Source organism: Rhizobium sp. LARHSG275 (assembly GCF_052871115.1).
The window spans coordinates 1-23,014 of sequence record NZ_JBIXJN010000042.1; the positions used below are offsets into that span (position 1 = coordinate 1).

Annotated in this window: 23 protein-coding genes, 1 tRNA gene and 1 riboswitch; of the genes, 15 read left to right on the forward strand and 9 right to left on the reverse strand. The window is 62.4% G+C overall.

From position 1 onward, the window contains the following. Window positions 1–325 precede the first annotated feature (325 nt). Both ACIPSK_RS32310 and ACIPSK_RS32315 read right to left on the reverse strand, forming a co-directional pair. Window positions 326–961, reverse strand: a complete 636-nt coding sequence (locus ACIPSK_RS32310; RefSeq protein ID WP_162119450.1) for a YitT family protein — start codon at window positions 959–961, stop codon at window positions 326–328. 211 nt (window positions 962–1,172) lie between these two features. Next, a complete protein-coding gene (locus ACIPSK_RS32315; RefSeq protein ID WP_162119451.1) occupies window positions 1,173–2,105 on the reverse strand; it encodes a class I SAM-dependent DNA methyltransferase in 933 nt (310 codons plus the stop codon). A 301-nt stretch (window positions 2,106–2,406) separates the two neighbouring features. On the opposite strand from ACIPSK_RS32315, the gene ACIPSK_RS32320 reads away from it, so the two are divergent. From ACIPSK_RS32320 to ACIPSK_RS32330, 3 genes are all read left to right on the forward strand, one after another. Next, a complete protein-coding gene (locus ACIPSK_RS32320) occupies window positions 2,407–2,673 on the forward strand; it encodes a DUF6460 domain-containing protein (RefSeq protein WP_026154422.1) in 267 nt (88 codons plus the stop codon). Window position 2,674: 1 nt separating this feature from the next. Beyond that, entirely contained in the window at window positions 2,675–3,172 is a 498-nt protein-coding gene (locus tag ACIPSK_RS32325) for a CAP domain-containing protein (protein ID WP_162119452.1), read from the forward strand. Window positions 3,173–3,257: 85 nt separating this feature from the next. After that, window positions 3,258–4,604 carry an MATE family efflux transporter gene (locus tag ACIPSK_RS32330; RefSeq protein WP_162119453.1) on the forward strand — a complete coding sequence of 449 codons (1,347 nt, stop codon included), beginning with the start codon at window positions 3,258–3,260 and terminating at the stop codon, window positions 4,602–4,604. Here ACIPSK_RS32330 and ACIPSK_RS32335 read toward each other — a convergent pair. Together ACIPSK_RS32335 and ACIPSK_RS32340 are read right to left on the reverse strand one after the other, a co-directional pair. Next, window positions 4,580–5,668 carry a quinone-dependent dihydroorotate dehydrogenase gene (locus ACIPSK_RS32335; RefSeq protein ID WP_162119454.1) on the reverse strand — a complete coding sequence of 363 codons (1,089 nt, stop codon included), beginning with the start codon at window positions 5,666–5,668 and terminating at the stop codon, window positions 4,580–4,582. The two genes, ACIPSK_RS32330 and ACIPSK_RS32335, sit on opposite strands and share 25 nt — an antisense overlap. Continuing rightward, window positions 5,665–6,018, reverse strand: a complete 354-nt coding sequence (locus ACIPSK_RS32340; protein ID WP_162119455.1) for a DUF952 domain-containing protein — start codon at window positions 6,016–6,018, stop codon at window positions 5,665–5,667. The genes ACIPSK_RS32335 and ACIPSK_RS32340 overlap by 4 nt, the downstream gene beginning before the upstream one ends. 173 nt (window positions 6,019–6,191) lie before the next feature. Between ACIPSK_RS32340 and ACIPSK_RS32345 the strand changes: the two genes are divergently transcribed. The 5 genes from ACIPSK_RS32345 (at window position 6,192) to ACIPSK_RS32365 (ending at window position 9,313) form a co-directional block, all read left to right on the forward strand. Beyond that, on the forward strand, window positions 6,192–6,590 hold the full coding sequence (locus tag ACIPSK_RS32345) for a hypothetical protein (RefSeq protein WP_162119456.1): 399 nt from the start codon (window positions 6,192–6,194) through the stop codon (window positions 6,588–6,590). A gap of 92 nt (window positions 6,591–6,682) precedes the next feature. Beyond that, a complete protein-coding gene (locus ACIPSK_RS32350) occupies window positions 6,683–7,330 on the forward strand; it encodes a response regulator (protein WP_162119457.1) in 648 nt (215 codons plus the stop codon). A 102-nt stretch (window positions 7,331–7,432) separates the two neighbouring features. After that, complete coding sequence (locus ACIPSK_RS32355) at window positions 7,433–8,095, forward strand: S24 family peptidase (protein WP_162119458.1); 663 nt, start codon at window positions 7,433–7,435, stop codon at window positions 8,093–8,095. A gap of 11 nt (window positions 8,096–8,106) precedes the next feature. Beyond that, on the forward strand, window positions 8,107–8,817 hold the full coding sequence (locus ACIPSK_RS32360) for a thermonuclease family protein (RefSeq protein WP_162119459.1): 711 nt from the start codon (window positions 8,107–8,109) through the stop codon (window positions 8,815–8,817). Window positions 8,818–8,899: 82 nt separating this feature from the next. Beyond that, a complete protein-coding gene (locus tag ACIPSK_RS32365; protein ID WP_017966891.1) occupies window positions 8,900–9,313 on the forward strand; it encodes a tellurite resistance TerB family protein in 414 nt (137 codons plus the stop codon). Between the two features lie 24 nt (window positions 9,314–9,337). Here ACIPSK_RS32365 and ACIPSK_RS32370 read toward each other — a convergent pair whose 3' ends face one another. Continuing rightward, the gene (locus ACIPSK_RS32370; protein WP_162119460.1) at window positions 9,338–10,213 is read right to left on the reverse strand and encodes a transporter substrate-binding domain-containing protein; all 876 of its coding nucleotides are present in this window, start codon (window positions 10,211–10,213) and stop codon (window positions 9,338–9,340) included. Window positions 10,214–10,951: 738 nt separating this feature from the next. Between ACIPSK_RS32370 and ACIPSK_RS32375 the strand changes: the two genes are divergently transcribed. Continuing rightward, window positions 10,952–12,946, forward strand: coding sequence for a methyl-accepting chemotaxis protein (locus ACIPSK_RS32375; protein ID WP_162119461.1), 1,995 nt, complete (start codon window positions 10,952–10,954; stop codon window positions 12,944–12,946). A 433-nt stretch (window positions 12,947–13,379) separates the two neighbouring features. Here the strand turns inward: ACIPSK_RS32375 and ACIPSK_RS32380 are convergent, their stop codons facing one another. Then, window positions 13,380–13,760, reverse strand: coding sequence for a VOC family protein (locus ACIPSK_RS32380; RefSeq protein WP_162119462.1), 381 nt, complete (start codon window positions 13,758–13,760; stop codon window positions 13,380–13,382). Between the two features lie 417 nt (window positions 13,761–14,177). Between ACIPSK_RS32380 and ACIPSK_RS32385 the strand changes: the two genes are divergently transcribed. Further along, on the forward strand, window positions 14,178–14,456 hold the full coding sequence (locus ACIPSK_RS32385) for a hypothetical protein (RefSeq protein ID WP_017966886.1): 279 nt from the start codon (window positions 14,178–14,180) through the stop codon (window positions 14,454–14,456). Window positions 14,457–14,541: 85 nt separating this feature from the next. Here the strand turns inward: ACIPSK_RS32385 and ACIPSK_RS32390 are convergent, their stop codons facing one another. Further along, on the reverse strand, window positions 14,542–15,690 hold the full coding sequence (locus tag ACIPSK_RS32390) for a helix-turn-helix domain-containing protein (protein WP_162119463.1): 1,149 nt from the start codon (window positions 15,688–15,690) through the stop codon (window positions 14,542–14,544). Between the two features lie 354 nt (window positions 15,691–16,044). Between ACIPSK_RS32390 and ACIPSK_RS32395 the strand changes: the two genes are divergently transcribed. The 5 genes from ACIPSK_RS32395 to ACIPSK_RS32415 are packed head-to-tail and all read left to right on the forward strand — an operon-like array spanning window position 16,045 to window position 21,467. After that, window positions 16,045–17,091, forward strand: a complete 1,047-nt coding sequence (locus tag ACIPSK_RS32395) for an NAD-dependent epimerase/dehydratase family protein (protein ID WP_162119464.1) — start codon at window positions 16,045–16,047, stop codon at window positions 17,089–17,091. Further along, a complete protein-coding gene (gene galE / locus ACIPSK_RS32400; protein WP_162119465.1) occupies window positions 17,091–18,077 on the forward strand; it encodes a UDP-glucose 4-epimerase GalE in 987 nt (328 codons plus the stop codon). The genes ACIPSK_RS32395 and galE overlap by 1 nt, the downstream gene beginning before the upstream one ends. Then, entirely contained in the window at window positions 18,074–19,981 is a 1,908-nt protein-coding gene (locus ACIPSK_RS32405) for a glycosyltransferase family 2 protein (RefSeq protein WP_162119466.1), read from the forward strand. Before galE ends, ACIPSK_RS32405 begins: the two co-directional genes overlap by 4 nt. Before the next feature lie 19 nt (window positions 19,982–20,000). Beyond that, window positions 20,001–20,939, forward strand: a complete 939-nt coding sequence (locus tag ACIPSK_RS32410) for a glycoside hydrolase family 26 protein (protein ID WP_162119472.1) — start codon at window positions 20,001–20,003, stop codon at window positions 20,937–20,939. 18 nt (window positions 20,940–20,957) lie between these two features. Next, window positions 20,958–21,467: a DUF995 domain-containing protein gene (locus ACIPSK_RS32415; protein WP_162119467.1), complete on the forward strand. Its 510-nt coding sequence runs from the start codon at window positions 20,958–20,960 to the stop codon at window positions 21,465–21,467. A gap of 130 nt (window positions 21,468–21,597) precedes the next feature. Here the strand turns inward: ACIPSK_RS32415 and ACIPSK_RS32420 are convergent. Continuing rightward, window positions 21,598–21,671 (reverse strand) — tRNA-Gly (locus ACIPSK_RS32420). A 59-nt stretch (window positions 21,672–21,730) separates the two neighbouring features. Continuing rightward, complete coding sequence (locus tag ACIPSK_RS32425; protein WP_018072418.1) at window positions 21,731–22,825, reverse strand: 2'-deoxycytidine 5'-triphosphate deaminase; 1,095 nt, start codon at window positions 22,823–22,825, stop codon at window positions 21,731–21,733. A 73-nt stretch (window positions 22,826–22,898) separates the two neighbouring features. Next, window positions 22,899–22,977, forward strand: a riboswitch (SAM riboswitch). Window positions 22,978–23,014 lie beyond the last annotated feature (37 nt).

Genomic DNA, 23,014 nt, shown 5'->3' on the forward strand with positions numbered 1-23,014 from the left:
CAAGCTCGGCGGCTGGAACGGCTACGCCTCGGCCAAGCCGCCGGGCCCAATCACCTTCTTCAACGGCCTCAAATACTTTCGAGCCGTCGCCGATGGATGGGCTTTGCGAGATATGTATATGCCCTAGCGTTTTTACGGGGAGAGGGGACGTGCCACGCGAGAGCGAGGTGGGAACGGAGAGGTTGCGGCATGCTCCCTTCTCCTCGCATGCTGGAGCAGGTGCTAGCAGGCTTTAGTTCTTCCGGCCACAAGCAATTGGCGATGACTTGCCATAGTGTGGCCTCACCCTAACCCGGTCGCGGCAAGAGGGACCTGGCCGGCTTCCTTACAGCGCGATGTAACGATCGGCGCGGTGGTTGATGGCGACGAAGAGGTTGAGGACGACGGCGCCGAGTACCGAATAAAAGACGACGGGCGGCGTAGTGACGAAGAAGGCGGCGGCGAGCACGCACATGTCGATGGCGAGCTGAACGAGGCCGGCGCGGATGCCGAAACGCTCCTGCAGGTAGATGCCGAGAATGCCGACACCGCCGAGGCTGGCGCGGTGGCGATAGAGCGCCAGCAGGCCGAAGCCGAGCAGCAAGCCGCCGAGAAGGGCCGCCCAGGCCGGATGGATGCTCGAAATGGACAGGAAACGCGACTGCACATCGGCAATCACCGAGGTCAGGCCGATGGCGATGAAGGTCTTGATGGTGAAGGCCATGCCGAGGCGCTTCCAGGAGAGATAGAAGAACGGCAGGTTGAGCATGAAGAAGGCAAGGCTGAAATTGACGCCGAAGGCATAATGCAGGAGGAAGGCCACCCCGGCCGTGCTTCCGGTGAGAAGGCCGGCGCTGGCGAGCACGTAGAGGCCGAGTGCGGCAACGAGGCTGCCGGAGAATATGCCCTGCACGTCTTCGATCGGCGTGTGGCGCGTCGCAGTCGTATTCCAGAAGCCAAGGGCATTGATGAGCTGTGTCATGTCGCCAGTCTCCACGGCAGACGAGTTCAAGAACGCGCTTGGGAAGATCTGCGCGCGACGGAATTTTGGACCATGAAAGGAGCCCGAGCGCCTCGGCGTAATATTGCCGAGCACTCTGCCGATGCGGTGCAGTATCGGGTTTTTCGGTCGTTCGATCAAGCGAAATAGGTAAGCAATGCTGACCTATAAAAACATCGCAAGAAATGTTCGCTCACGCAAGCTTGCGCGCAAGGAACAGAATGCCGAAAACTGGTTTTCCGCCATCTTTGCGAATGACCGATTTGACAATCTTCAGGATTTGGAAGCCGTGACCGGCAAGAAGCATCCTGACATAGCTTTCCGAATGGGCATAACGCAGCGACGGAGCGAGATGGAAGCCCTCGCCGTCACCGGCATCCTCGACGGAAAAGGCAATATCGGCGCCTGGTGCAGCGAGGTCTCCGACGATGGCAAAGACGCTCTCGAGATTGCCGAGATACATCAGCACGTCGGCTGCCGTCACCAGGTCGGCGCGATCGCGCGCGGCATCGGCAAAGAGGCCGGAGAGCGCGGGCGCGAGCGACAGATCGGCCTGGGCGAGGCTGTCATAAACTTGTTTATCGGCGGCCTTGGCCAGCATGTTCTGCGAGAGGTCGAAGCCTTCGAGGCGGTCGACACGGCCGCGGATTTCAGGGCCAAGCAGGCCGGTGCCGCAGCCGAGATCGACGGCGAACTCGTAGTGCCTGCCGGTGGAGGCGATGAGCGCCGCCAGTTGCTGCGGGACGTTGTAGTCGAGTTTTTCGACAAGTGCCGATTCGAAACGGTCGGCATAGTCGTCGAAGAGGCGCTCGACATAGCGGCTCGGCGGCCGGTCAGGCACCGCACCGTCGCCGAGAAGGGCAAGCTTGAGGGCGGCTCCGAAAATATCATCGGGACCGAGAGCAAGCGTCCTGCGATAGGCCTCGACCGCGGCCTCACCCCTGCCCGCCTTTTCCAGATAGGTGGCAAGGCGATACCAGCCGGCCGCCCAGGCGGGCACGAGCTCGAGGGCCTGCTCCATCAGCTCGGCAGCCGCTTCCGGCTCGCCGCCTTCTTCGAGCATCCTGGCGTAGTCGGCGCGGCGGTCGGCAATGACGTCGCCTGAGGAAAGCTGGTGGGGCTGCATCAATGGACCTTGTTGGCTACAGCATCCTTTGCGCGTCTTTTCAGAGACGCAAAGGATGCTGTAGCTCTTTGTTTTATGCATGTCGTTTTCCCGGAACCGCTGCACACTTCCGGGCGACGTGCATCGGCCCGCATTTGGCGGCGGCCACAAAAAAACTCAAGTCCTATTTCAGAGGCGAGGCGGCCCAGCCAAAAAAGGGGGCGAAGCGGCCAAGCCCGCAAGGGGCTTAGCGGCCAATTCCGGAAAGGACTTGCGGGCAACGCGCCGCGACCTTATTCCAAGGGCAAACAGGAGATGGCTTATGTCCGATCAGGCGAACAGGTTCCTCGGCGATTCAATCGGCCGCACATTGATAAAGCTTATCGTGGTGTCGCTGATCGTCGGTTTCGTCATGACCGTCTTCGGCCTGACGCCGTGGGGCATCATCTACGGCATACGCGATTTCATCCTGGAGATCTGGTATCGGGGCTTCTCGGCCCTCGGGCGCGTCGGCGACTATCTCATCCTCGGCGCGACGATTGTCATCCCGCTCTTCATCATCCTTCGTCTTTTCAGCTACCGCCGGTAACATGACATCCATCGATCTTTCCAGGCGCGGCCTGCTGCGCCTTTCCGGACTTGCGCTCGCCGCCGGCATCGCCGGCTGCACCACGACCCCGCGGCTCGCCGGCTCGCCTTCCGACGGCGAGGACGAGACGGCCAGCGTGCTGCCGCTCGTCAACCAGCTCAGGGCCAAAAACGGCTTGCCGCCGCTTGCCGTCGATCCGGCGGCGAGTACTGCCGCCTTGTTCCAGGCAAAACGCATGGCGAGCGCCGGCAAGATGGCGCATCTCATGGGCATGACCGACAGTTTCGGTGCGCGCGTCAAGGCGAGTGGTGTGCGGCTGCCGGCAGCTGAGAATATCGCCTCCGGCCAGCAGAGCGTCGATGCCGTGGTGACGGCCTGGATCAACTCGCCGCATCATCTGGAAAACATGCTCGGACGTTATGGCGGCCTTGGCGTTGCCGTCGCCCATAATACATCTTCCAGGAACCTGCCCTATTGGGCCATGGTGCTTTCCAGCTGAGGTGATTCCGCCTGCAGCAGTTCAAGTGATGCAGCGTCTGTTGCGCGTCTGAAACGACGCATGGCGCTGCCGCGACGAGGCCGGCATGGATATACGCAGCAATCACAACGTGCTTGCATTCGACGTGACGCACCGGCTGGTGTTGTCGATCGCCCTTCCGATGACGCTCGGCTTCATGACGACGCCGCTGCTCGGGCTGACGAACACCGCCGTCGTCGGCCGCATGGGCAATGCGGAAGCGTTGGCGGGGCTGGCGATCGGCGCGATGCTCTTCGATCTGATCCTCGGCAGCTTCAATTTCCTGCGTGCTTCCACAACCGGGCTGACGGCGCAGGCCTATGGCCGCCGCGACCAGCACGAGCAGCAGGCAGTGTTCTCCAGAGCGATGATTTCGGCGCTCGGCTGCGGACTGGCGCTGCTTTGCCTTTCGCCGCTGCTGATGGCGGCGGGGTTGAGGCTGATGGGGGCGGAAGGCGCGATCGCGCAGGCGACCAGCACTTATTTCTCGATCCGCATGCTGGCGGCACCGGCGGCACTGGCGAATTATGCCATCCTGGGGTTCGTGCTCGGGCGCGGACAGGGCAATATCGGACTGCTGCTGCAGGCTGTTATCAACGGCATCAACATTCTGCTTTCCATCTATCTCGGCCTGACGCTCGATTGGGGCGTGGCGGGGGTTGCCTGGGGAACAATGGCCGGCGAAACGGTCGGCGCTCTCGCCGGGCTAGCCATCGTGCTCAGCGGCTTCGGCAAGGCAGCGCGGCCGGCATGGGCGGAGATCTTTTCCCGGCACCGGCTGGCCGAGCTTTTCGCGCTCAACCGCGACATCCTGATCCGCACCTTCGTGCTGATCGGCGCCTTCACCATCATGACGCGGATCGGCACCAGCTTCGGCGCGGTGACGCTTGCCGCCAATGCCGTGGTGATGAATTTCTTCCTGCTGGCGGGCTATTATCTCGACGGGCTTGCCAATGCCGCCGAACAGATCATCGGCCGGGCGATCGGCGCGCATTACCGGCCGGCCTTCGACCGCGGGCTGAAGCTCACGATCTTGTGGTCCTTCGGGCTGGCGGCTGTTGGCTCCGCCTTCTTCTTCCTCGCCGGTCCCTGGCTGATCTCGGTGCTGACGACCTCACCCGAGGTGCGGCAGGCAGCCGAAACCTATCTGCCCTGGGCGGCGGTGACGGGACTGACCGGAGCGCTCGCCTTCCTGATGGACGGGGTCTTCATCGGCGCCACGTGGTCGGTCGACATGCGCAACCGGATGCTGATCTCTTTTGCCGGCTATCTCGTGATGCTCGCGGTCTTCGTGCCGCTCTTCGGCAACCACGGCCTGTGGCTGGCGATGAACGCCTTCCTGCTCTTCCGCGGGTTCTTCCTGGCGACGCTGGTGAAGCGGCGGGCCGATCAGACCTTTCGCGCCGCCCAATAATCCAGCCGGGTGTCGCGCAAGTCGCGGATCGAGGCGGCCTTCTCGCGGTCCAGGAGTTTCGAGAGGCCGCGGACGATATCGCCGGCCAGACCGGGGCCTTCATAGACCATGCAGGAGTAGAGCTGGACGAGATCGGCACCCGCCCTGATCTTCTCGAGCGCGGTTTCGGCGGAGGAGACGCCGCCGACGCCGATGATCGGCAGATCAGGGCCGACACGCTTGCGCATCCTGGCGAGCACCGCCGTCGACTTTTCGAACAGCGGCACGCCGGAAAGGCCGCCCGCCTCCTTCGCCTGGCGCTGATCCTTGAGGCCGTCGCGCGACAGCGTGGTGTTGGAAACGATCAGGCCATCCAGCGCATGCGAGAGCGCCTCGGCAGCGATATCGTCCATACTTTCCTCGGTCAGATCGGGGGCGATCTTCAGAAAGACCGGGATCGTCCGGCCGGAAGCCGCTGCCATCTCGTCGCGCGTCATGAGCACGGCTGATAACAGCACCGCAAGGCTTTCGCGCCCCTGCAGGTCGCGCAGGCCCGGCGTGTTCGGCGAGGAAATGTTGGCGGTGAAATAGCGCGCGACGGAATAAAAGCGGCGGATGCCGGCGACATAGTCGGCGATGCGGTCCTCGCTGTCCTTGTTGGCGCCGATATTGACGCCGATCATGCCGCCACCCCTCAGCGCGGCGAGGCGCCCGAAAGCGGCATCATGGCCTTCATTGTTGAAACCCAAACGGTTGATGACGCCCTCATCCTCCACCAGGCGGAAGATACGCGGCCGCGGATTGCCGGATTGCGGCTTCGGCGTCACCGTGCCGATCTCGGTAAAGCCGAAGCCGAGCTTCAGCAGCGCCTCCGGCACTTCGGCATTCTTGTCGTAGCCGGCGGCCATGCCGAGCGGATTTTCGAAGGTAAGGCCGGCAACGGTCTGGCGCAGCCTCGGATCGGGCGTCAGCTGGCAGGCGGGCACGAGGCCGGATTTCAAGGCGGCGATCGACATGCCGTGCGCCGTTTCCGGATCGAACAGGAAGAGACCCTTGCGGGCGAGACGCTTGAAGGGATCGATCATGGCGTGAGCTCCGGAAAGACATGGGCGCCGGCTTCGTCGAGCGGCAGCGGCGCCTCCCAGAGCACGGCCGCAAGCGGCAGATCGCCGTAGAGATGCGGGAAGAGATCGCCGCCGCGCGAGGGTTCGAAGACCAGCTTGTCACCGAGGCCGCTGCCATCGACGGCGATCAGCAGCAGGCCGGACTGGCCGGTGAAATGCAGGGCGGCGGTCTGCTTCACCTGCTCCGCTGTCGAAAAATGGATGAAGCCATCCTGGAGATCGATGCCGGCGCCATGAAAAGTGCCGGTTTGTCTGGCTTGCTGCCAGAGCGTTTCCGTCACGATCTTGTAAAGGGTCGGTGTCAGGGTCATCATGGCCTCGCGATTGCTGGTCCTTGGTCACGAGGGCTTTGCCGGAAAGAGGCGGCGATGTCCACGCCCGGCGCGAAAAACGGGATCGCTGGAACAGAATTAGAGCATGATGTCGTCCGAAAACCGCGCACATTTTTCGGCATCATGCTCCAGAAAATCCGGAGGATGAGACGATGAAGGCATTCGTTATCACACTTGGCATTTTTCTGATGCCGCTTGCGGCCGCGGCCGTCGAAACCGATGCGGGCCGCTTCCAGCTGGAGAAGAGCGGCGACCATTTCGTCCGGCTCGACCGGCAGACCGGGGCAATGTCGATCTGCCAGGACAAGGACGGCGCCCTTGTCTGCCGGATGGCAGCCGACGAGCGGGCGGCCTATGAGGACGAACTCGACCGGCTGGCAAAGCGGGTGACGGCGCTCGAACAGGGCGGTGTGATCCAGCGCGCGCTGCCGAGCGATGCCGAGGTCGATCGTTCGATCAGCATCATGGAGCGGATGATGAAGAGTTTCATGGGGATGGTGAAGGAGTTCCAGGCCGAGGAAAACACCAATCCCCTTCCGCAGAAGACCTGATCTGATATAATCAATAGGAGCAAGCCGGCATGCAACGCGGAGGGATGGCGTCGCATGCAAGGCATGATCGGGCTCTTGGGAGGGAGTTTTCGATGCACCAACACACCATCATCATTGCGGACGATCACCCGCTTTTCCGTGACGCGCTGCGCCAGGCGGTGATCGGCATGGAAGGCCGGCAGTCGATCGTCGAGGCCGGCGATTTCGCCGCCGCGCGCCGGGCCGCCGGCGCCCATGCGGATGCCGACCTGATGTTGCTCGATCTTGCCATGCCAGGCGTCAGCGGCTTTTCCGGCCTGATGGCGCTGCGCTCCGAATTCGCCAGCCTGCCGATCGTCATCGTCTCGGCGACCGACGATGCGACGACCATCCGCCGGGCGCTGGAACTCGGTGCGTCCGGCTTCATTTCGAAATCTTCCGGCATCGACGACATCCGCCGCAGCATTCAGACGGTGCTTGCCGGCGACATCGCCACGCCGGAAAGCTATCGCGACGGCCAGGAGCAGGATCCCGATGTCGCCGACCTGATCCACCGCCTGCATACGCTGACGCCGCAGCAGAGCCGGGTGCTGACCATGCTTGGCGAAGGGCTGCTGAACAAGCAGATCGCCTACGAACTCGGTGTCTCCGAGGCGACGATCAAGGCGCATGTCTCGGCTATCCTGTTGAAACTCGATGTCGACAGCCGGACGCAGGCCGTCATCCAGCTCGGCAAGATCAACATGGCGATGGTCGCCTGAGTGTAGTCCTCCCTCGATAACAGGATTTTATTCCTCTTCTATCTTTACTCAGGCGGTGCGGCCAATTAATATACCGCCCGGTTGAGCCGCACGGAATCGCGCATGCTGTCACACAACCAGATCTGGGAAGCGCTCGACAGGCTTGCCGAACGGCACGAGCTGACGCCATCCGGACTTGCGCGGCGCGCCGGGCTCGACCCGACCTCCTTCAACAAATCGAAACGGCTTTCCGCCGATGGACGGCTGCGCTGGCCCTCGACGGAATCGATCGCCAAGGTGCTCGACGCCACGGGGGCGAGCATGGAGCAGTTTCTGGCCTTCATGCGGCCGGACGGTACTTTCGGACGGCAGGAAGGCGCATTTCCCCAGCGAGGCAACTCCATTCCGCTGCTCGGCTTCGCTCAGGCCGGCGCTGGCGGCTTCTTCGACGATGGCGGCTTTCCGACCGGCCAGGGCTGGGACGTGGTGGAATTTCCGGCAGCCCCGGCACGGAAGGCCGGCGTCTATGCGCTGGAGGTGCAGGGCGAGAGCATGATGCCGCTCTACCGCGACGGCGACGTGCTGATCGTTGAGCCGGGGGCACAGGTGCGCCGCAACGACCGCGTCGTCGTGCGCACAAACGAGGGCGAGGTGATGGCCAAGGTGCTGCTGCGCCAGACCCCGCGATCGATCGAGCTGATGTCGCTCAATCCCGAACATCCCAACCGCACCTTCGAGCTTTCCGACGTCGACTGGATCGCCCGCATCATCTGGGCCAGCCAATAGGAAGATATTCCATGCGCCCTGCCGCCTTCATCACAGGTATCACGGGGATGGCGGTGGTGGCCGGCCTGCTGATGGCGGGCGAAGCAAGGCTTGGCGGCGGCACGGCAGGCGAAGAGACGGCGTCCGCAGAGGAGACGGCGACCGCACCGGCGGATGCGGCCCCCGAAGCCGGCGAACCTGCGGCGATGTCGGACGACCGTGCCGAAATGATTGCTCGCTCAGTAGAACCGGCCGCCCCACCCGCTTCGAAACCAAACGAAAGCGCGGCAGCCAAATCCGCCGATGTCACTCAGCAAGCGCAGACCGCCACCCAGCAAGCGGCAAGTCCCGCCGCGAAAAAGGCGATGGAGCTGGCGCGGCCGGCGGTCGACAATGCAGGCATGCTTTCCTTCGGCGAGCGCCGGCTTCAGCTTGCCGGCATCGTGCCGACGCCGGTCGACAGGATATGCGGGCCGGCGGGACGGCAATGGCCCTGCGGCATGATGGCGAAGACGGCGCTGCGCCTGCTGTTGCGCAACCGCGCCGTCACCTGCGATCTCGACACCGTGGAATGGAAGGAAACACTAACGGCTGCCTGCCGGCTCGGCACAGAGGATCTCGGCGCATGGCTTGCCGAAAACGGCTGGGCGGAAGCAGCAGCGGGTTCGCCGCTTACATCCGTCGCCGAAAAGGCCAGGCAGGCAGGAAAAGGCCTTTACGGCGACGATCCACGCCGCAAATAAACCGGCAGCCTTGGCAAGCGTTCGAACCTTGTAATGGCTGTCGCCAATTCCTAATCTGGGCTGATCGAAAAAGGAATCAGAGATGAACAAGCCGCTTTCTGCTCATGACGCGCTGATCTACGTGATGGTGATGGCATCCGCCGTCGACAGCACGATGAACGACAGGGAGTTGGAGAGGATCGGCCAACTGATCGGATTCCTGCCTGTTTTCCGGGATTTCGATGACGACAAGCTGATTGCGGTGGCGCGCGACTGCGCCGCGCTGCTCGCCGGGCCGGAAGGTCTCGACGTCGTGCTCGAAACCGTGCGCGACACGCTGCCCGCGAAACTCTACGACACGGCCTATGCGCTGGCCGTCGAGGTAGCCTCGGCCGATCTCTCGGTGAAGGCGGAGGAATTGCGGCTGCTTAGCCTGCTGCGCGACCGGCTTGGTCTCGACAAGCTCACCTGCGCGGCGATCGAGCGCAGTGCGATTGCGCGCTTCCGCAAGGGCTGAAGGCGAGCAATTTAGACTGCGGCTTCAATAGAGCCCATAAGGGAAATACCGCAGGTAAATTTCCTGAAGCCGGCCGTTGCGCGACAGCGTGGCGAGCGCGTGATCGATGGCGGATGTCAGCACGCTGTCCTTCTGCCGGAGCATGATCGTCATGCCCTCGCCGAGGAAATGCTCGGAGAGATAGGGGCCGTCGAACAGCGCGCAGCATTTGGCTGAGGCCGGCGAGGAGACCCAGAAGGAAAGCTGCAGCGCATCGGCAAAGGCGGCATCGACCTTTCGGTCCTTGAGCGCCGCCAGCAGGGCGTCCTTCGTATCGAACGGCTCGGCCTTGAGCGTCGGGAAAAAGGCTGCCAGCATCGCCTCATGCACCGTCCCCCTGACGACGCCGACCGGATGGCTGGAAAGCGCGGCAGCGGTCTTTCCGTCGAACGGCACGGCTAGATTGCGCACGAAGCGCGCCGGCAACATCAGGTAAGGTCTGGAGAAGACGAATTGCCGGCGCAGCTCCGGCGTCACGGCAAGACCGGCGATGATGGCATCGCCCTGTGAGCCGGCGAGCGCATCCTTGAGGTCGGCAAAGGGGAGCGCCTGGATCTGGCACTTGTCTGAAATCTCCAACTCGCTGCAGATTTCGCGGGCGAGGTCGACATTGAAGCCGGAGAGCTTGCCGTTCTGATCGGTGAAATTGAAGGGCGGGAAATCGACCGAGGTCAGGAAGCGCAAGCGCACCAGCGAGGAGAGATCGGGCCTGGCAAGACGTTCGCGCGCATCGAAGAGCAGCGGCAGCGAGGGCGCCGCCTGCTGGGCCAATGCGGCAAAACTTGAAAAAAGCGGGCCGAGAAACAGCCCGAGCGCGAAAAAACCCTTCAGAGTCAGGGATGCCAGCTTTGATTGCATCATCGTGATCTTGGTCTCTGGGTTAAGCGCGAACATTGCGGCGTCGGCGAGATGTATCAGAGTCATGCGTGGTGGGGAATATGTGTGGGAGTGAGGATGGCTTCGGTTCCAGACGTGAAGGGGATATGCCGCAACGTCTCGATTCCCTCTTCTCCCCTTGGGGAGAAGGTGCCCGTAGGGCGGATGAGGGGGCCGAGAAGCCGACCTTTCCAACAACACCTTGCGGGTTCGATCGCGCCGGCCCCATCTCGACTGTGTTCAAGGCGCTGGGGCACGGCGTTGCCGTTGGCGTGGCGGGATAGGTTATTGCGGGAGGGGTGTGCCGAGTAGCCCCCTCATCCGCCTGCCGGCACCTTCTCCCCGAGGGGAGAAGAGATTTGAGGCGCCGTCTCGATCCCCTTCTCCAGTCGGGGGGGTCAGGAGGACGGGTCAAGACGAGTGGCCCGACGCCGGTAAGGTTAGGGTGAGGGGCAGCCATCAACGCACATCGGACACAACGCGCTGGACGACAATTCAGCCCCTAAAAATCACAGTCATCCGCCGCCCTCTGTTAGCGCGGAATTAAAGAATATCGCCTCTTATTTGATGCGACGACATCGGACCCCGCCAGCCGATCGCATGATGCAAGCGTCAGCCCAACCTAATCCCTAAACCGCGATATTGAAGCAGCGTTTTTTCTGCAACAATTGATTTCACATCACCGGGCGCGCGAGCACGCCCAGCCAATCGGGTGACATTTCCATGCTGAAGCATCTGAAAATCCGGACAAAAATCATATCGGTCGTGGCGCTCATGGGGCTGATCACGATGGCCGGGCTGATCTACGTCATTTCCGAGTTCCGCCATGCGGACGCCGCCTACAGCGCCTTCATCGATCATGAAGCGCAGGCCTCGATGCTGAGCGCGCGCGCCAGCGCATCGGCGGTGGCCTCGGTGCTGCAGGTCACCCTGTTTGCCGACATAAAGCCCGATACGCCGGAATTCCAGACGGCGCTCGCCACACCGAGCAAGCTGCCGCAGGCGCGTGACCGCATGAAGCAGGCGCTGGCGCTGGTGCCCAGCCGCAAGCCGGCAATCGATGAAATCCAGGCGGGCATCGATGAGATCGAAACGCTGGCGACCAAGATCATCGAACAGAGCAAAGCCAAGGACGGCGCCGGCGCCCAGGCGAATGTTGCCCTGATCAACGCCAAGCTCAATGCGCTAACGCCGAAGATGATCGCCAACAATGATGCGATGATGGCGATGCTCACCGATGGCGGCGACGCGCTCTCGGCTTCCGTCAACGAACGGATCGTCTTCTGTCTCGTGTTGATCGGCATCGCGGTTCTCGCCGCCGTCGGCTTCAGCGTGGTCGTCGCCCAGACGGGCATCGCCGGCCCGATGACGCAGCTGCGTCAGCGCATGACGCGGCTCGCCGAGGGCGATACGACAAGCGATGTCAGCGGCCTCGACCGCGGCGACGAAGTCGGCCAGATGGCAAAGGCCGTTTCGGTCTTCCGCGACAATGCGATCGAGCGTGCCCGGATCGAAGCGCGCGCCGAAACAGACCGCGACGTCAGCGACAGCGAGCGCCGCGACCGCGAGGCGCAGAAGGCCCGCGAAGCATCCGAACTGGAACGCGCCGTCACTGCGCTCGGCGACGGCCTGCGCCGCCTTGCCGCCGGCGATCTCGCCTCGCATATCGCCGAACCCTTCGTCGCGCATCTCGATGCGCTGCGTGAGGATTTCAACAACTCGGTCGAGAAGCTCAACGAAACCCTGCATACGGTCGGCGCCAATGCCCGGGCGATCGGCGCCGGCGCCAATGAAATCCGCTCTTCCGCAGACCAGCTTTCCCAGCGGACGGAGCAGCAATCGGCCTCCGTCGAAGAGACGGCAGCGGCGCTGGAGGAGATCACTACGACGGTGCGCGACGCCGCCAAGCGGGCCGAAGAGGCGAGCCAGCTCGTCGCCCGTACCCGCCTCGGCGCCGAAAAGTCAGGCGAAGTCGTCCGCAAGGCCGTCTCCGCCATGCAGCAGATCGAGAAGTCCTCTGGCGAAATCTCCAACATCATCGGCGTCATCGACGACATCGCCTTCCAGACCAACCTGCTCGCTCTGAACGCAGGCGTCGAAGCGGCCCGCGCCGGCGACGCCGGCAAGGGCTTTGCGGTCGTCGCCCAGGAAGTGCGCGAGCTCGCCCAGCGCTCGGCGAAGGCCGCCAAGGAGATCAAGGCGCTGATCAGCACCTCCGGCACGCATGTGCAGACCGGCGTCTCGCTGGTCGGCGAAACCGGCAAGGCGCTCGACGCGATCGTCCAGGAGGTGCAGGAGATCAACCAGCACGTCCACGCGATCGCCGAGGCCTCCCGCGAACAGTCGATCGGACTGCAGGAGATCAACACCGCCGTCAACACCATGGACCAGGGCACGCAGCAGAATGCAGCCATGGTCGAGGAATCCACCGCTGCCAGCCACAACCTGGCAACGGAAGCGGCAGCGCTCAACAACCTGCTCGGCCAGTTCAGGCTGACCGGCACCGGCGGCTTCACCACGAGTGTGCCAATCGCCACAGCAGCACCACGCGCTGCCGCCCGCCCGGCAGCCAGGGCAGCCCCGATCCGCGTCGCCCGCGAAGGCGCCGCCCGACCGGCCGCCTCACCGGCCCGCGCGCTCGGCCAGAAAATCGCCAACGCCTTCGGCGCCGGCAGCAGCAAATCGCCGAGCCAGGATACCGACTGGACGGAATTCTGAGCCGATAGAGGCATGAGGCGCGGTTGTCCGGTTCGCGGCGATGGCTCACCAGCCTGCGAGAGGTCGGCAAGGAATGGAGAGCTCGCGGCGTACCCTCTTCTCCCTCGGGGAGAAGGTGCCGGCAGGCGGATGAGGGGGCCACACGGCACATCCTTCACGTAAAATCTATTCCGGTACTCCGGCGGCAACGCCAGTTCCCAGCGCCCTGAATACGGTCGAGACGAGGTCATCGCGGCCGAAACCTGCATGGGCTTTATTGAAAAGACCGGCTTCGCCGGCCCCCTCATCCGCCCTACGGGCACCTTCTCCCCGCTGGGGAGAAGAGGGAATCGAGACGTTGCGGCATACCCCTTCGCCCCGCGAGCGGGGAGAAGGTGGCGGCAGCCGGAGAGGGGCGGACGGCGGCGGCCGTCCTTTCCTTTTGGGGTCTCGCCTAACCCGGCCGCCAGCCGATCTCGACGAGGATGTTTCCGGGCGCCGTGCAATAAAACAGCCAGCCGCCGCGCATGGCGGCCGGCGGACCGGACAGGTCAGCACCGGCAGCCGCGAGCCCGGCATGGACCGCATCGACATCCGCCCTTTCGGGCAGAATGAAGCCGATGTGATAGGTCTGGCGCCCCACCTCCACCTGATTGGCGGTGCCGAATTTTGCGATTGCGTGGCTGAGGACGATTTCGAGGCCGGCATCGTCTTCGAGGATCGCGAGACCGTTCCGGCCGCGCATATCCTTAAGTCTCAGGCCGAAATGGAGGATGAAGAAATCCGCGGTGGCAGCGATATCGGGTACGTGGAAGTCGAGGTGGTTCAAGCGCATGACAGTCTCCGTTCGAAAAATCCCGGGACTGCCTTTTGCCGTCTCCGCACGCCGCCGGGATCCCGCATCTTCATGCGGATCACGTCGCGGGTTCTCGTGCCATGGCACGGAGCAGAGCTTCGCCAGAGCGTTAACGCTCCAATGGAAGGGATCGGGCTTACCTCAACCGATCCTGCCTTTTTCGACGATGCCGATCTAGCAGACGGCACCGGTTTCGGCAATGGATGCGTCGGCGTGACTGGTGGAACGGGATTTTCACCCTCATATCAGCAGGCGGATGTCGTCCCGCCAGCCGCTCGATCGCGGCATCCCCGGCGACGCTTCCCGAAGGATTGAAGCGCGGCATGGGCATTCGTGTCGTGAACTCTATCCGGCGAGTGTAGAGTGATATTGTTCACGGCATTGGGAGGGATGGACATGAAAGCTGCAATCATCGGCCTCGTCGGCACGCTCATCCTCGCGGGATGCAACACTGTCAGCTACAGCGGCCCTGGCCTCGAACCCATTCCGGGAAGCATCACCTATAGCGGCCAGCCGCGCAGCAAGCTCACCAAATCACCCCCCGGCTCCGCCTTCCCGCATGACTTCATCGACCAGTACGGCCGGGAGGTGGAGGAAACCTACATCATTCAGCCCGACAGGAGCCTGATCATCGCGCATCGGCAATATAAGCCGATCCGCTTTTTCGGGGATTAGGCCTGGTCGGCGTGGATTGCGGGAGATGGAGCGGTGACGGGACCCCGACAGCACCTGGATTACGATCCGCCTGAGACCTGTTAGGTCAACGCGACAGGGCCAGCCAATCACCGATCGTTTTTCCGTAACGCTGCGTGGAGCGGATGGCCGGAGCCGGCCCCTGTTGGATTGCCGCCGTCCTTCGGATCTCACGCGGGCTCAGCCCGAATTCGTGGATGAAGGCGCGCGTAAAATTGGCGGCGACCTCGAAACCGGCGGCTTCTGCGATTTCCGCAATCGGCCTGTGGTCGGCCGAATTGCTGAGATCCGCATAGGCCTGCAGCAATCGCCGCTTGCGAATATAATTGAGCACGCCTCCGCTCGCCTCAAACAGCTGGTAAAGCCGCGTACGCGAAATCCCCAACGCGCGGCACATCATGTCCGGTGTCAAGTTTTCCGAATGGAGATTGACGTGAATGTAGCGGTGCGCCCGCTCCATCAGTCCCATGTTGGTCTGGTTTTGACCGGTATCAGTCTTTGTGGACGATGAGGCGCCCGCAACGACCATATCGCCGATGGTTTGGATGATCCGGGGCACTTCCTCTAGCGTCAGATTGCCGAGATTCGTTTCGAGGCCCGTGAGATAGCCCGTGAGCAACTCGGCGTGGCTGCCCGAAAGAACCGTGTTGCCGGCGCTCTGGAGAAGGCTCGCATCGCGAGCCAGCAGCTCATACGGCAGGAACACGAGCAAAGCTTCGGTATCGGTCATCCGTCCGCGATACGGGCTGCCGACAGACATGAAAAGTATCTCGCCGGCACCGGTCTCGGTGACACGACGGTTGACCTCGGTCCAGGCTTGGCCGCTGTGCTGCAGGGCGACGTTCCAATGGTCGATGGGGCTCGATCGAAGCATGGCCTGATCGCGGACATATCTGTGGGCCTGCGCGCGTTGCTGGACAATGAGGATATCGCCGAGATGCCAGCCGATCTGCTCCGCGAGGAACCCGTCTTCCGGTGATTTTGCCTCCGGCAGGTGAACATCCACGAGCGGCGCCATATGTGCCCGCCAGGCCTGGAATTGTTCTGCCGGTGGCAGGTCCTGCGTCGAGAATCGCAGCGGCGCGAGTGCAGGGGAGACATGGGGTGGGCGTTCCTTGCGCATGGCCGGTTCACGCGGCCAGCGCCGCCGCTCCATATGCGCCGGCCGTTCCTGTTCCGCGGCAGCATCATCGTCGGAATCAGACCCTGTAGCCATCCAATTCCTCCAGCGCATAACCCGACCCGAGCCATGGAAATTGAGAAAAGCAATTGTTTTTGCGGCTGAAATCTCCGCAGAACTCCGCCTGAAAAAGCGGAAGTGCCCGAAGAGTCACCTCCATGAGTTGCTTATCATATTCCCTTTCGCTCCGAAATGTACGGAGCGATAATTTCCAGGACGCGAAGATAACGACAACTGCCTTTCTTAGCTGTATCTAAATAAACATCGGTTCGTTCCAAAAGAAAAACCGGACGAATAAAATATTCGCATGATTGGACGACCTAATTTCGCGGTATAGCGAAGTACATACCGAATATCCCATAGCAAAACCTGAAAACACGGGAGGTAGTCGTGAACTATCTTGGTAAGATTCGTGCGCGCTCCGTTCAAACTTCGGCTGGTGATGCAAATAATCCATCCGGAATATCTCGTGCTCCCAAGAGAGTTCTTGTCACCGGCGGCGCAGGCTTCCTCGGATCACATCTGTGCGAGACGCTTTTGGCCGCCGGACACCAGGTGATCTGCCTCGACAACTTTTCCACCGGCATGCGGCGCAATATCGTCCATCTGAAGCGAGTCGATCGCTTCAATGTCGTCGCCCACGATATCGTCCAGCCGCTCGATCTGGAAGTCGACGAGATCTATAATCTCGCCTGCCCGGCATCGCCCCCGCATTATCAGGCCGATCCGATCCATACGACAAAGACCTGCGTGCTGGGCTCCCTCAACCTTCTGGAGCTGGCCGCGCGCACCGGCGCACGCATCCTTCAGGCATCCACCTCCGAAGTCTACGGCGACCCGAACGTCCACCCGCAAGTCGAAAGCTACTGGGGCAACGTCAATTCGTTCGGGCCGCGCTCTTGCTATGACGAGGGCAAGCGGTGCGCAGAGACGCTGTTCTTCGACTTCCACAAGACGCACGGCGTCGAGATCAAGATCATCCGCATCTTCAACACCTATGGCCCGCGGATGCGTCCGGACGACGGCCGCGTCGTCTCGAATTTCATCGTTCAGGCCCTGACGGGGCAGGACATCACGATATATGGCGACGGTTCGCAGACCCGCTCGTTCTGTTTCGTCGATGATCTCATCGGCGGCATGGTCCGCATGATGGCCTCACCGTCGTCGCTGACGGGGCCTGTCAATCTCGGCAATCCGGGCGAATTCACGATCCGGGAGCTGGCCGAGCAGGTGATCGGATTGACCGGCTCGCGGTCGCAAATCATCCACCGCGCTCTGCCGGTTGACGACCCCCGTCAGCGTCGCCCCGATATTTCGCTTGCCATGCAGGAACTCGACTGGCGGCCGAAGATCGACTTGTCGAGCGGCCTGCGTCAGACGATCGACTATTTCGATGGCCTTCTCACCCGTCCGGCACGCGAACTGGAGGCGGTCTGATGGATGCGCCGCGGGTCCTTGTCACGGGTGGTGCCGGCTATATCGGCAGCCACACCGCCAAGCTCCTCCGCTCGGAGGGGATTGAGCCTGTCGTCTACGACAATCTCACGACCGGAAACCGTTCGTCCGTGCGCTGGGGGCCCTTCGTCGAAGGTGACGTCCTCGACTCGTCATGCCTGATCGAGGTCATCGAGAAATATGCTCCCGATGCCGTCATCCACTTTGCCGCCTCGGCCTACGTGGGCGAGTCGGTGGAAAACCCAGCGAAATATTACAACAACAATGTCTGCGGTGCATTGTCGCTTATCGATGCCTGCCGGCAGACGGGGCTTCAGAACGTCATCTTCTCATCGAGCTGTGCCGTCTACGGCGTCCCCTCCGTGCTGCCGATCAACGAGACGTTGCCGAAGGCTCCGATCAATCCCTACGGCAAGACCAAGCTGATGTTCGAGCATATGCTCGCCGATTATGCGGCGGCCTACGGCCTGCGGTATGTTGCCCTGCGTTACTTCAATGCCTGTGGAGCCGATCCGGACGGCGAGCTTGGCGAATGGCACGTTCCGGAAACCCATCTCATTCCGCGGGCGCTGCTGGCCGCGGCCGGCCGGATTCCGCACCTGGAGATATTCGGCGATGATTACGATACCCCTGACGGCACCTGCATAAGGGACTATATCCACGTCGCCGATCTCGCGCGCGCCCATGTTCAGGCCTTCACTCATCTCGCCAAAGGCGGAGCAAACCTCACTGTCAACCTCGGCACCGGGCGGGGTTTTTCCATCAGGGACGTCCTGCGCGTGATCGAGGAAACGACCGGGCGCGAAGTCCCGGTCGTCATCCATCCACGCCGGCCGGGCGATCCGGCCAGCCTCTACGCCGACGCCAGCCTGGCCCGCGAGACGCTCTGCTTCCAGCCTCGATATTCCGACCTCGAAACCATCGTGCGGACGGCGGCTCCGTTCTTCGGACTGGAGGCGCGCGCGTGACCGAACTTGCGATTAGCCAAACAACCCATGCTCCGGAACCCTCGCACGAGCCGTTTCTTGTCCCGGTTCTCACAGGACATCGGCGGGCCGAATATCTGTTCTTGACGGCCGTATGGGCCTGCGCCTTCGCCTATTTCTGGATCTGGTGGCTGGAGCCGCGCCATCACGTCGATCTCTTCGGCACAATTACGGTGAGCCTCGTTCTTGCCTGGGTTACCGCTCTGCCGGCCTATTTCATCGTCGTCTTCTATCGGGCGGCAAGACCGAACGGTCCCTTGCGCCTGCCGGCGGGCAGTCGAGTGGCCATGGTCGTGACCAAGGCGCCGGCGGAACCCTTCGCGGTCGTCCGTGAAACCCTGCTGGCAATGCTTGCCCAGGAGGTGGAACACGACACCTGGCTTGCCGACGAAGACCCTTCCCCCGAGACTCTCGACTGGTGCTCCGGGCACGGGGTCTTCGTCTCGACCCGCAAGGGGCGATCCGATTATCATCGGACGTCGTGGCCCCGGCGCACGCGGTGCAAGGAAGGCAATCTCGCCTTCTTCTACGACCACTACGGCTACAGCCGCTACGATTTCGTGGCGCAACTCGATGCGGATCATGTTCCCGCGCCCGACTATCTCTTCCACATGCTGCGTCCGTTCGCCGATCCAAAGGTCGGCTATGTCTCGGCCCCCAGCATTTGCGACAAGAACGCTTCCGAAAGCTGGTCGGCACGTGGAAGGCTCTATGCCGAAGCCAGCATGCATGGCTCGCTCCAAGCCGGTTACAACGGCGGCCTGGCGCCGCTGTGCATAGGGTCGCATTACGCGGTACGCACCGTCGCCCTCCAACAGATCGGCGGCCTCGGTCCGGAGTTGGCTGAAGACCATTCGACGACATTGATGATGAATGCCGGCGGCTGGCGGGGTGTGCATGCGCTGGATGCCATCGCCCATGGCGACGGCCCCAGAACCTTCAGCGATCTCGTCACGCAGGAATTCCAGTGGTCGCGCAGCCTGGTCATGGTGCTGCTGCGGTACTCGCCGAGCCTCGTCGGCCGGCTGCCGCCCCGGCTCAAGTTCCAGTTCCTCTTTTCGCAACTCTGGTATCCGCTTTTTGCGTTCTTCATGTTGCTCATGTTTGCGTTGCCGATCATCGCACTCGTGCGCGGCCAGAATTTCGTGACGGTGACCTATCCCGATTTCCTGGCGCATTTCGCACCGCTTTCTATCGCTCTCGTGGTGATGGCTTATCGCTGGCGCGCCAGCAGCTCGTTCCGCCCCTACGACGCCAAGATCCTGAGCTGGGAATGCATGCTCTTTCTCTTTGCGCGCTGGCCCTGGGCGCTGGCCGGCACGCTGGCTGCGGTGCACGATTTTGTGACAGGCTCCTTCGTCGATTTCCGCGTCACGCCGAAAGGGCGGTCCGAAGTCGATCTGCTGCCGGTGCGTGTCCTGGCGCCCTACGCTTTACTGGCGCTCATGGCGGTATTGCCCGCCCTGGCAATCGGCCATGCCGGTGCCTCCAAGGGGGGTTACTTCTTCACCATCCTGAACGCGGCAATCTACTGCGCGCTGCTGTTGGTCATCGTCGGGCGCCATTCGAAGGAAAATACCGTTGCGGCGGCCCCGCGCTTCTACCGTCCGGCGATGGCGACCGCGCTGCTTGCGCTCGTCGCGCTGCCGGGGCTTGCAACCATCATGCGCGGAAAGGATGCGGCCGAGGCACTCGCCTGGGGCAGCGGCCGCCTTCAGCTGTTCGAAGAGCGCTATGCCGTCTCCGGTGCAGGCTTGGGCGGGACCGCCCTGCGCACAATCTTCTTCAAACCACGATGGATTTCCGATCCGGAGGAGATCCAACTGAGAACGGATGCCGCTCAACCGGAGTTGCGGCCGAGCGTGGAGGAATTACACAATGCATAGCCCATCCAAAATAGCCCGATTGTCGTTAACCGGCCTGCTGCTGTCGGGAGTCGCGGTCCTGCCGCCCGCTCTCGGCAGCTTTGCCGAAGGGCAGCCGCTTGCAATGACGACATCGTCCATTTCGCCGCCGACCAAAATGCCTGTTGTCACGAAGGAGTCGATCACGTTCGGCGCCTATGACCCGCACGGAGATTTAGGCGCCTCGTCCGATTCCAAGATCGAACACCTCTTCCTGCCCTGGGAAGATGTCGATCTGCGCACCCTCGCCCTCGCCGACGATTATGCGCAAGCGCGTGGCCGCACCCTGCTGATCTCGGTCGAGCCTTGGACCTGGTCGAGCGATTGGCGCCAAACCCCGCAGGAACTGCTGCACAGCATCCTCAACGGTTCGCGCGATGCGAACATGGCCGCCGTCTGCTCGACTGCTGCCAAGCTGAAAAGTCCGGTCATCATTCGCTGGGGACAGGAAATGGACGAAACCGACAGTCAGTTCTCCTGGTCGCATTGGCAGGGCGCCGATTATGCCAAGGCCTATCGCCGGATGGTGGAGGTCTGCAAGGACCACCTGAAGACGGCCAAGTACATGTGGTCACCGAAGGGCAATGAGGGGCTTCAAGCCTTTTATCCCGGCAACGATGTCGTCGATCTCATCGGGCTCTCGGTCTTTGGCCTGGAGCAATACGACAGGGACAAGACTGGCCGTGACCAGACGTTTGCCGAGCACCTTGCGCCCGGATACGCCCGTGTCGCCGGTTACGGCAAGGCCATCATGGTTGCCGAACTCGGCTACGAAGGCAGCGATTCCTACGTGCGAAACTGGGCCGAGAGCGTAACGAAACGCTATCCCCAGTTCCCGGCGCTCAGCGCCGTTATCTACTTCAACGACCGCGAAGTCTATCCGTGGCCGGACGGCTATGGCCGCCCCGACTGGCGGGTCGTCCGCGAAAGCATCAATTGAACAAGAAGGAACCTGACCATGTCCATGCTTCAAAAAATGCTCCTGGCCGTGGCCCTGACCAGCGGTATCGCCACGGCCGCATCCGCTGCCGGAACCAATGAGCCTAAGGGGATAGAGACCGCAAAGCCGATGAGCAGCGCGGAAATCTATCGGCTCTACAACCAGAATTCCTGGATGTGGAAAGCCGGCGCCGGCTACTTCTCCACAAAGGCGCGTCGCTTTACCGCCTGGTCTCGGGAAAATGGCTCGCCGTCCTTCGGCACGGGCCGCTGGTTCATCACGGAACCGGGTAAACTCTGCTTCAACGCCGACTGGCACGCCAAGACCGGAACGGCGACGGCAATCACCTGCTTCAGCCACCGCAAGAAGGGCGGCCTGATCTATCAGAAACGCGAACCGGACGGTCAATGGTACGTTTTCAAGAGCGCACCGGCACAAGCCACCGACGAATTCGCAAAGCTTCGCCATGGCGACTACGTGAGTTCTCAATTGGGGGGAATTGAGATGAGCGTCAGTAAGACCAGATAAAGGCGAAGCTAGGGGTTGCGCGCGGCCGAGGCGCCATCTGTATCCTTGTAGGCGCCGATGCCTGCGCGCAACCCTTTTCATAAAAGATCGCGAAGTGCCTTGAAAAGGCGGCGAACGGGCTGAGGGTAAATGGAGCGGGTGAAGGGAATCGAACCCTCGTATTCAGCTTGGGAAGCTGCTGCTCTACCATTGAGCTACACCCGCGATGAAGCGAGATTTCCAACAGATGGGGGCCGCTGTCAAGTCGCGGTCGCCGGGAAGGCTCAGATGCGGAAGTGCTTCGAGAGTTTGAGGCCCTGGGCCTGGTAGTTCGAGCCGAGGCCGGAGCCGTAGAGGCTTGCGGGCTTTTCCTGCATATGTTCGTAGACGAGGCGGCCGACGATCTGGCCGTCTTCGAGGATGAAGGGCACCTCGTGACTGCGGACTTCGAGCACGGCGCGGCTGCCGCGCCCGCCCGCAGGCGCATGGCCGAAGCCCGGATCGAAGAAGCCGGCATAATGGACGCGGAATTCGCCGACCAGCGGATCGAAGGGGGTCATCTCGGCGGCATAGTCCGGCGGCACGTGCACGGCCTCGCGCGAGACGAGGATATAGAACTCGTCGGGATCGAGGATCAGCTCGTTGCGGCCGCGGCTGTGGAGCGGTTCCCAGAAATCGAAGAGGTCGTGCTCGGCCTTCTTGTCGACATCGACGACGGCCGTGTGATGTTTGCCGCGATAACCGATCAGGCCGTCCTTGTCCCCGGCGAGGTCGATCGACAGGGCGATGCCGCCGCCTGATACGTTGGGCAGCTTGCTGGCCACCAGCGTCTCGCTTTCATGCAGCTTCAACAGTTCGGGCTCGCCGAGCAGGGCCTGGCCGACGCGGAAACGGATCTGCGACAGGCGCGAGCCGCGGCGCACGACGATCGGGAAGGTGCGCGGGCTGATTTCGAGATAGAGCGGGCCGGAATAGCCTGCCGGGATCTTGTCGAATTCCTGGGCGTAATCGGTGATGACGCGGGTAAAGATATCGAGGCGCCCGGTCGAGCTCTTCGGGTTGGCCGAGGCCGACATGTCGGCCGGCAACGCTAAGCTCTCCATCAGCGGCACGATGTAGACGCAGCCGGTTTCGAGCACCGCCCCCTCGGAGAGGTCGATCACATGCAGGCTCAGCCGGTCGAGCTTGTCGGACACCAGGTGCGAGGGGCCGGGCATGAAGCTGGCGCGCACGCGAAAAGCCTTGGCGCCCAAGCGCAGATCGAGGCTTGCCGGCTGGATCTGGTCGCGGTCCAGCTCCCGTTCGGAGATCAGACGCCCCGTTTCGAACAGCGCGGAGATCGCGCGATCCGCCAGAATTCCCGTTTCGCGAGCCATCATGCCTCATCCATCATTTGCCGCCGACAAAACCAAACTCGGGGAATTGACGCAAGCAGCTAACAGCAGTATTGCAGAATTATCCCGTGGTGATTTGGCCGGTCGGCTTGCAGCCACGTTAAACAAGTGGCTAAAAAGACCGGGTTGAAACCGGTCTGCTTTTGCGACCGGTTTTTTTGTTATGTGAAGGTG

Bases quoted from the DNA above. Each gene is read 5' to 3' on its own strand.
- ACIPSK_RS32310 (WP_162119450.1), bottom strand. From the start codon at position 961: ATGACACAGCTCATCAATGCCCTTGGCTTCTGGAATACGACTGCGACG.
- ACIPSK_RS32315 (WP_162119451.1), bottom strand. From the start codon at position 2,105: ATGCAGCCCCACCAGCTTTCCTCAGGCGACGTCATTGCCGACCGCCGC.
- ACIPSK_RS32320 (WP_026154422.1), top strand. From the start codon at position 2,407: ATGTCCGATCAGGCGAACAGGTTCCTCGGCGATTCAATCGGCCGCACA.
- ACIPSK_RS32325 (WP_162119452.1), top strand. From the start codon at position 2,675: ATGACATCCATCGATCTTTCCAGGCGCGGCCTGCTGCGCCTTTCCGGA.
- ACIPSK_RS32330 (WP_162119453.1), top strand. From the start codon at position 3,258: ATGGATATACGCAGCAATCACAACGTGCTTGCATTCGACGTGACGCAC.
- ACIPSK_RS32335 (WP_162119454.1), bottom strand. From the start codon at position 5,668: ATGATCGATCCCTTCAAGCGTCTCGCCCGCAAGGGTCTCTTCCTGTTC.
- ACIPSK_RS32340 (WP_162119455.1), bottom strand. From the start codon at position 6,018: ATGACCCTGACACCGACCCTTTACAAGATCGTGACGGAAACGCTCTGG.
- ACIPSK_RS32345 (WP_162119456.1), top strand. From the start codon at position 6,192: ATGAAGGCATTCGTTATCACACTTGGCATTTTTCTGATGCCGCTTGCG.
- ACIPSK_RS32350 (WP_162119457.1), top strand. From the start codon at position 6,683: ATGCACCAACACACCATCATCATTGCGGACGATCACCCGCTTTTCCGT.
- ACIPSK_RS32355 (WP_162119458.1), top strand. From the start codon at position 7,433: ATGCTGTCACACAACCAGATCTGGGAAGCGCTCGACAGGCTTGCCGAA.
- ACIPSK_RS32360 (WP_162119459.1), top strand. From the start codon at position 8,107: ATGCGCCCTGCCGCCTTCATCACAGGTATCACGGGGATGGCGGTGGTG.
- ACIPSK_RS32365 (WP_017966891.1), top strand. From the start codon at position 8,900: ATGAACAAGCCGCTTTCTGCTCATGACGCGCTGATCTACGTGATGGTG.
- ACIPSK_RS32370 (WP_162119460.1), bottom strand. From the start codon at position 10,213: ATGATGCAATCAAAGCTGGCATCCCTGACTCTGAAGGGTTTTTTCGCG.
- ACIPSK_RS32375 (WP_162119461.1), top strand. From the start codon at position 10,952: ATGCTGAAGCATCTGAAAATCCGGACAAAAATCATATCGGTCGTGGCG.
- ACIPSK_RS32380 (WP_162119462.1), bottom strand. From the start codon at position 13,760: ATGCGCTTGAACCACCTCGACTTCCACGTACCCGATATCGCTGCCACC.
- ACIPSK_RS32385 (WP_017966886.1), top strand. From the start codon at position 14,178: ATGAAAGCTGCAATCATCGGCCTCGTCGGCACGCTCATCCTCGCGGGA.
- ACIPSK_RS32390 (WP_162119463.1), bottom strand. From the start codon at position 15,690: ATGGCTACAGGGTCTGATTCCGACGATGATGCTGCCGCGGAACAGGAA.
- galE (WP_162119465.1), top strand. From the start codon at position 17,091: ATGGATGCGCCGCGGGTCCTTGTCACGGGTGGTGCCGGCTATATCGGC.
- ACIPSK_RS32415 (WP_162119467.1), top strand. From the start codon at position 20,958: ATGTCCATGCTTCAAAAAATGCTCCTGGCCGTGGCCCTGACCAGCGGT.
- ACIPSK_RS32425 (WP_018072418.1), bottom strand. From the start codon at position 22,825: ATGATGGCTCGCGAAACGGGAATTCTGGCGGATCGCGCGATCTCCGCG.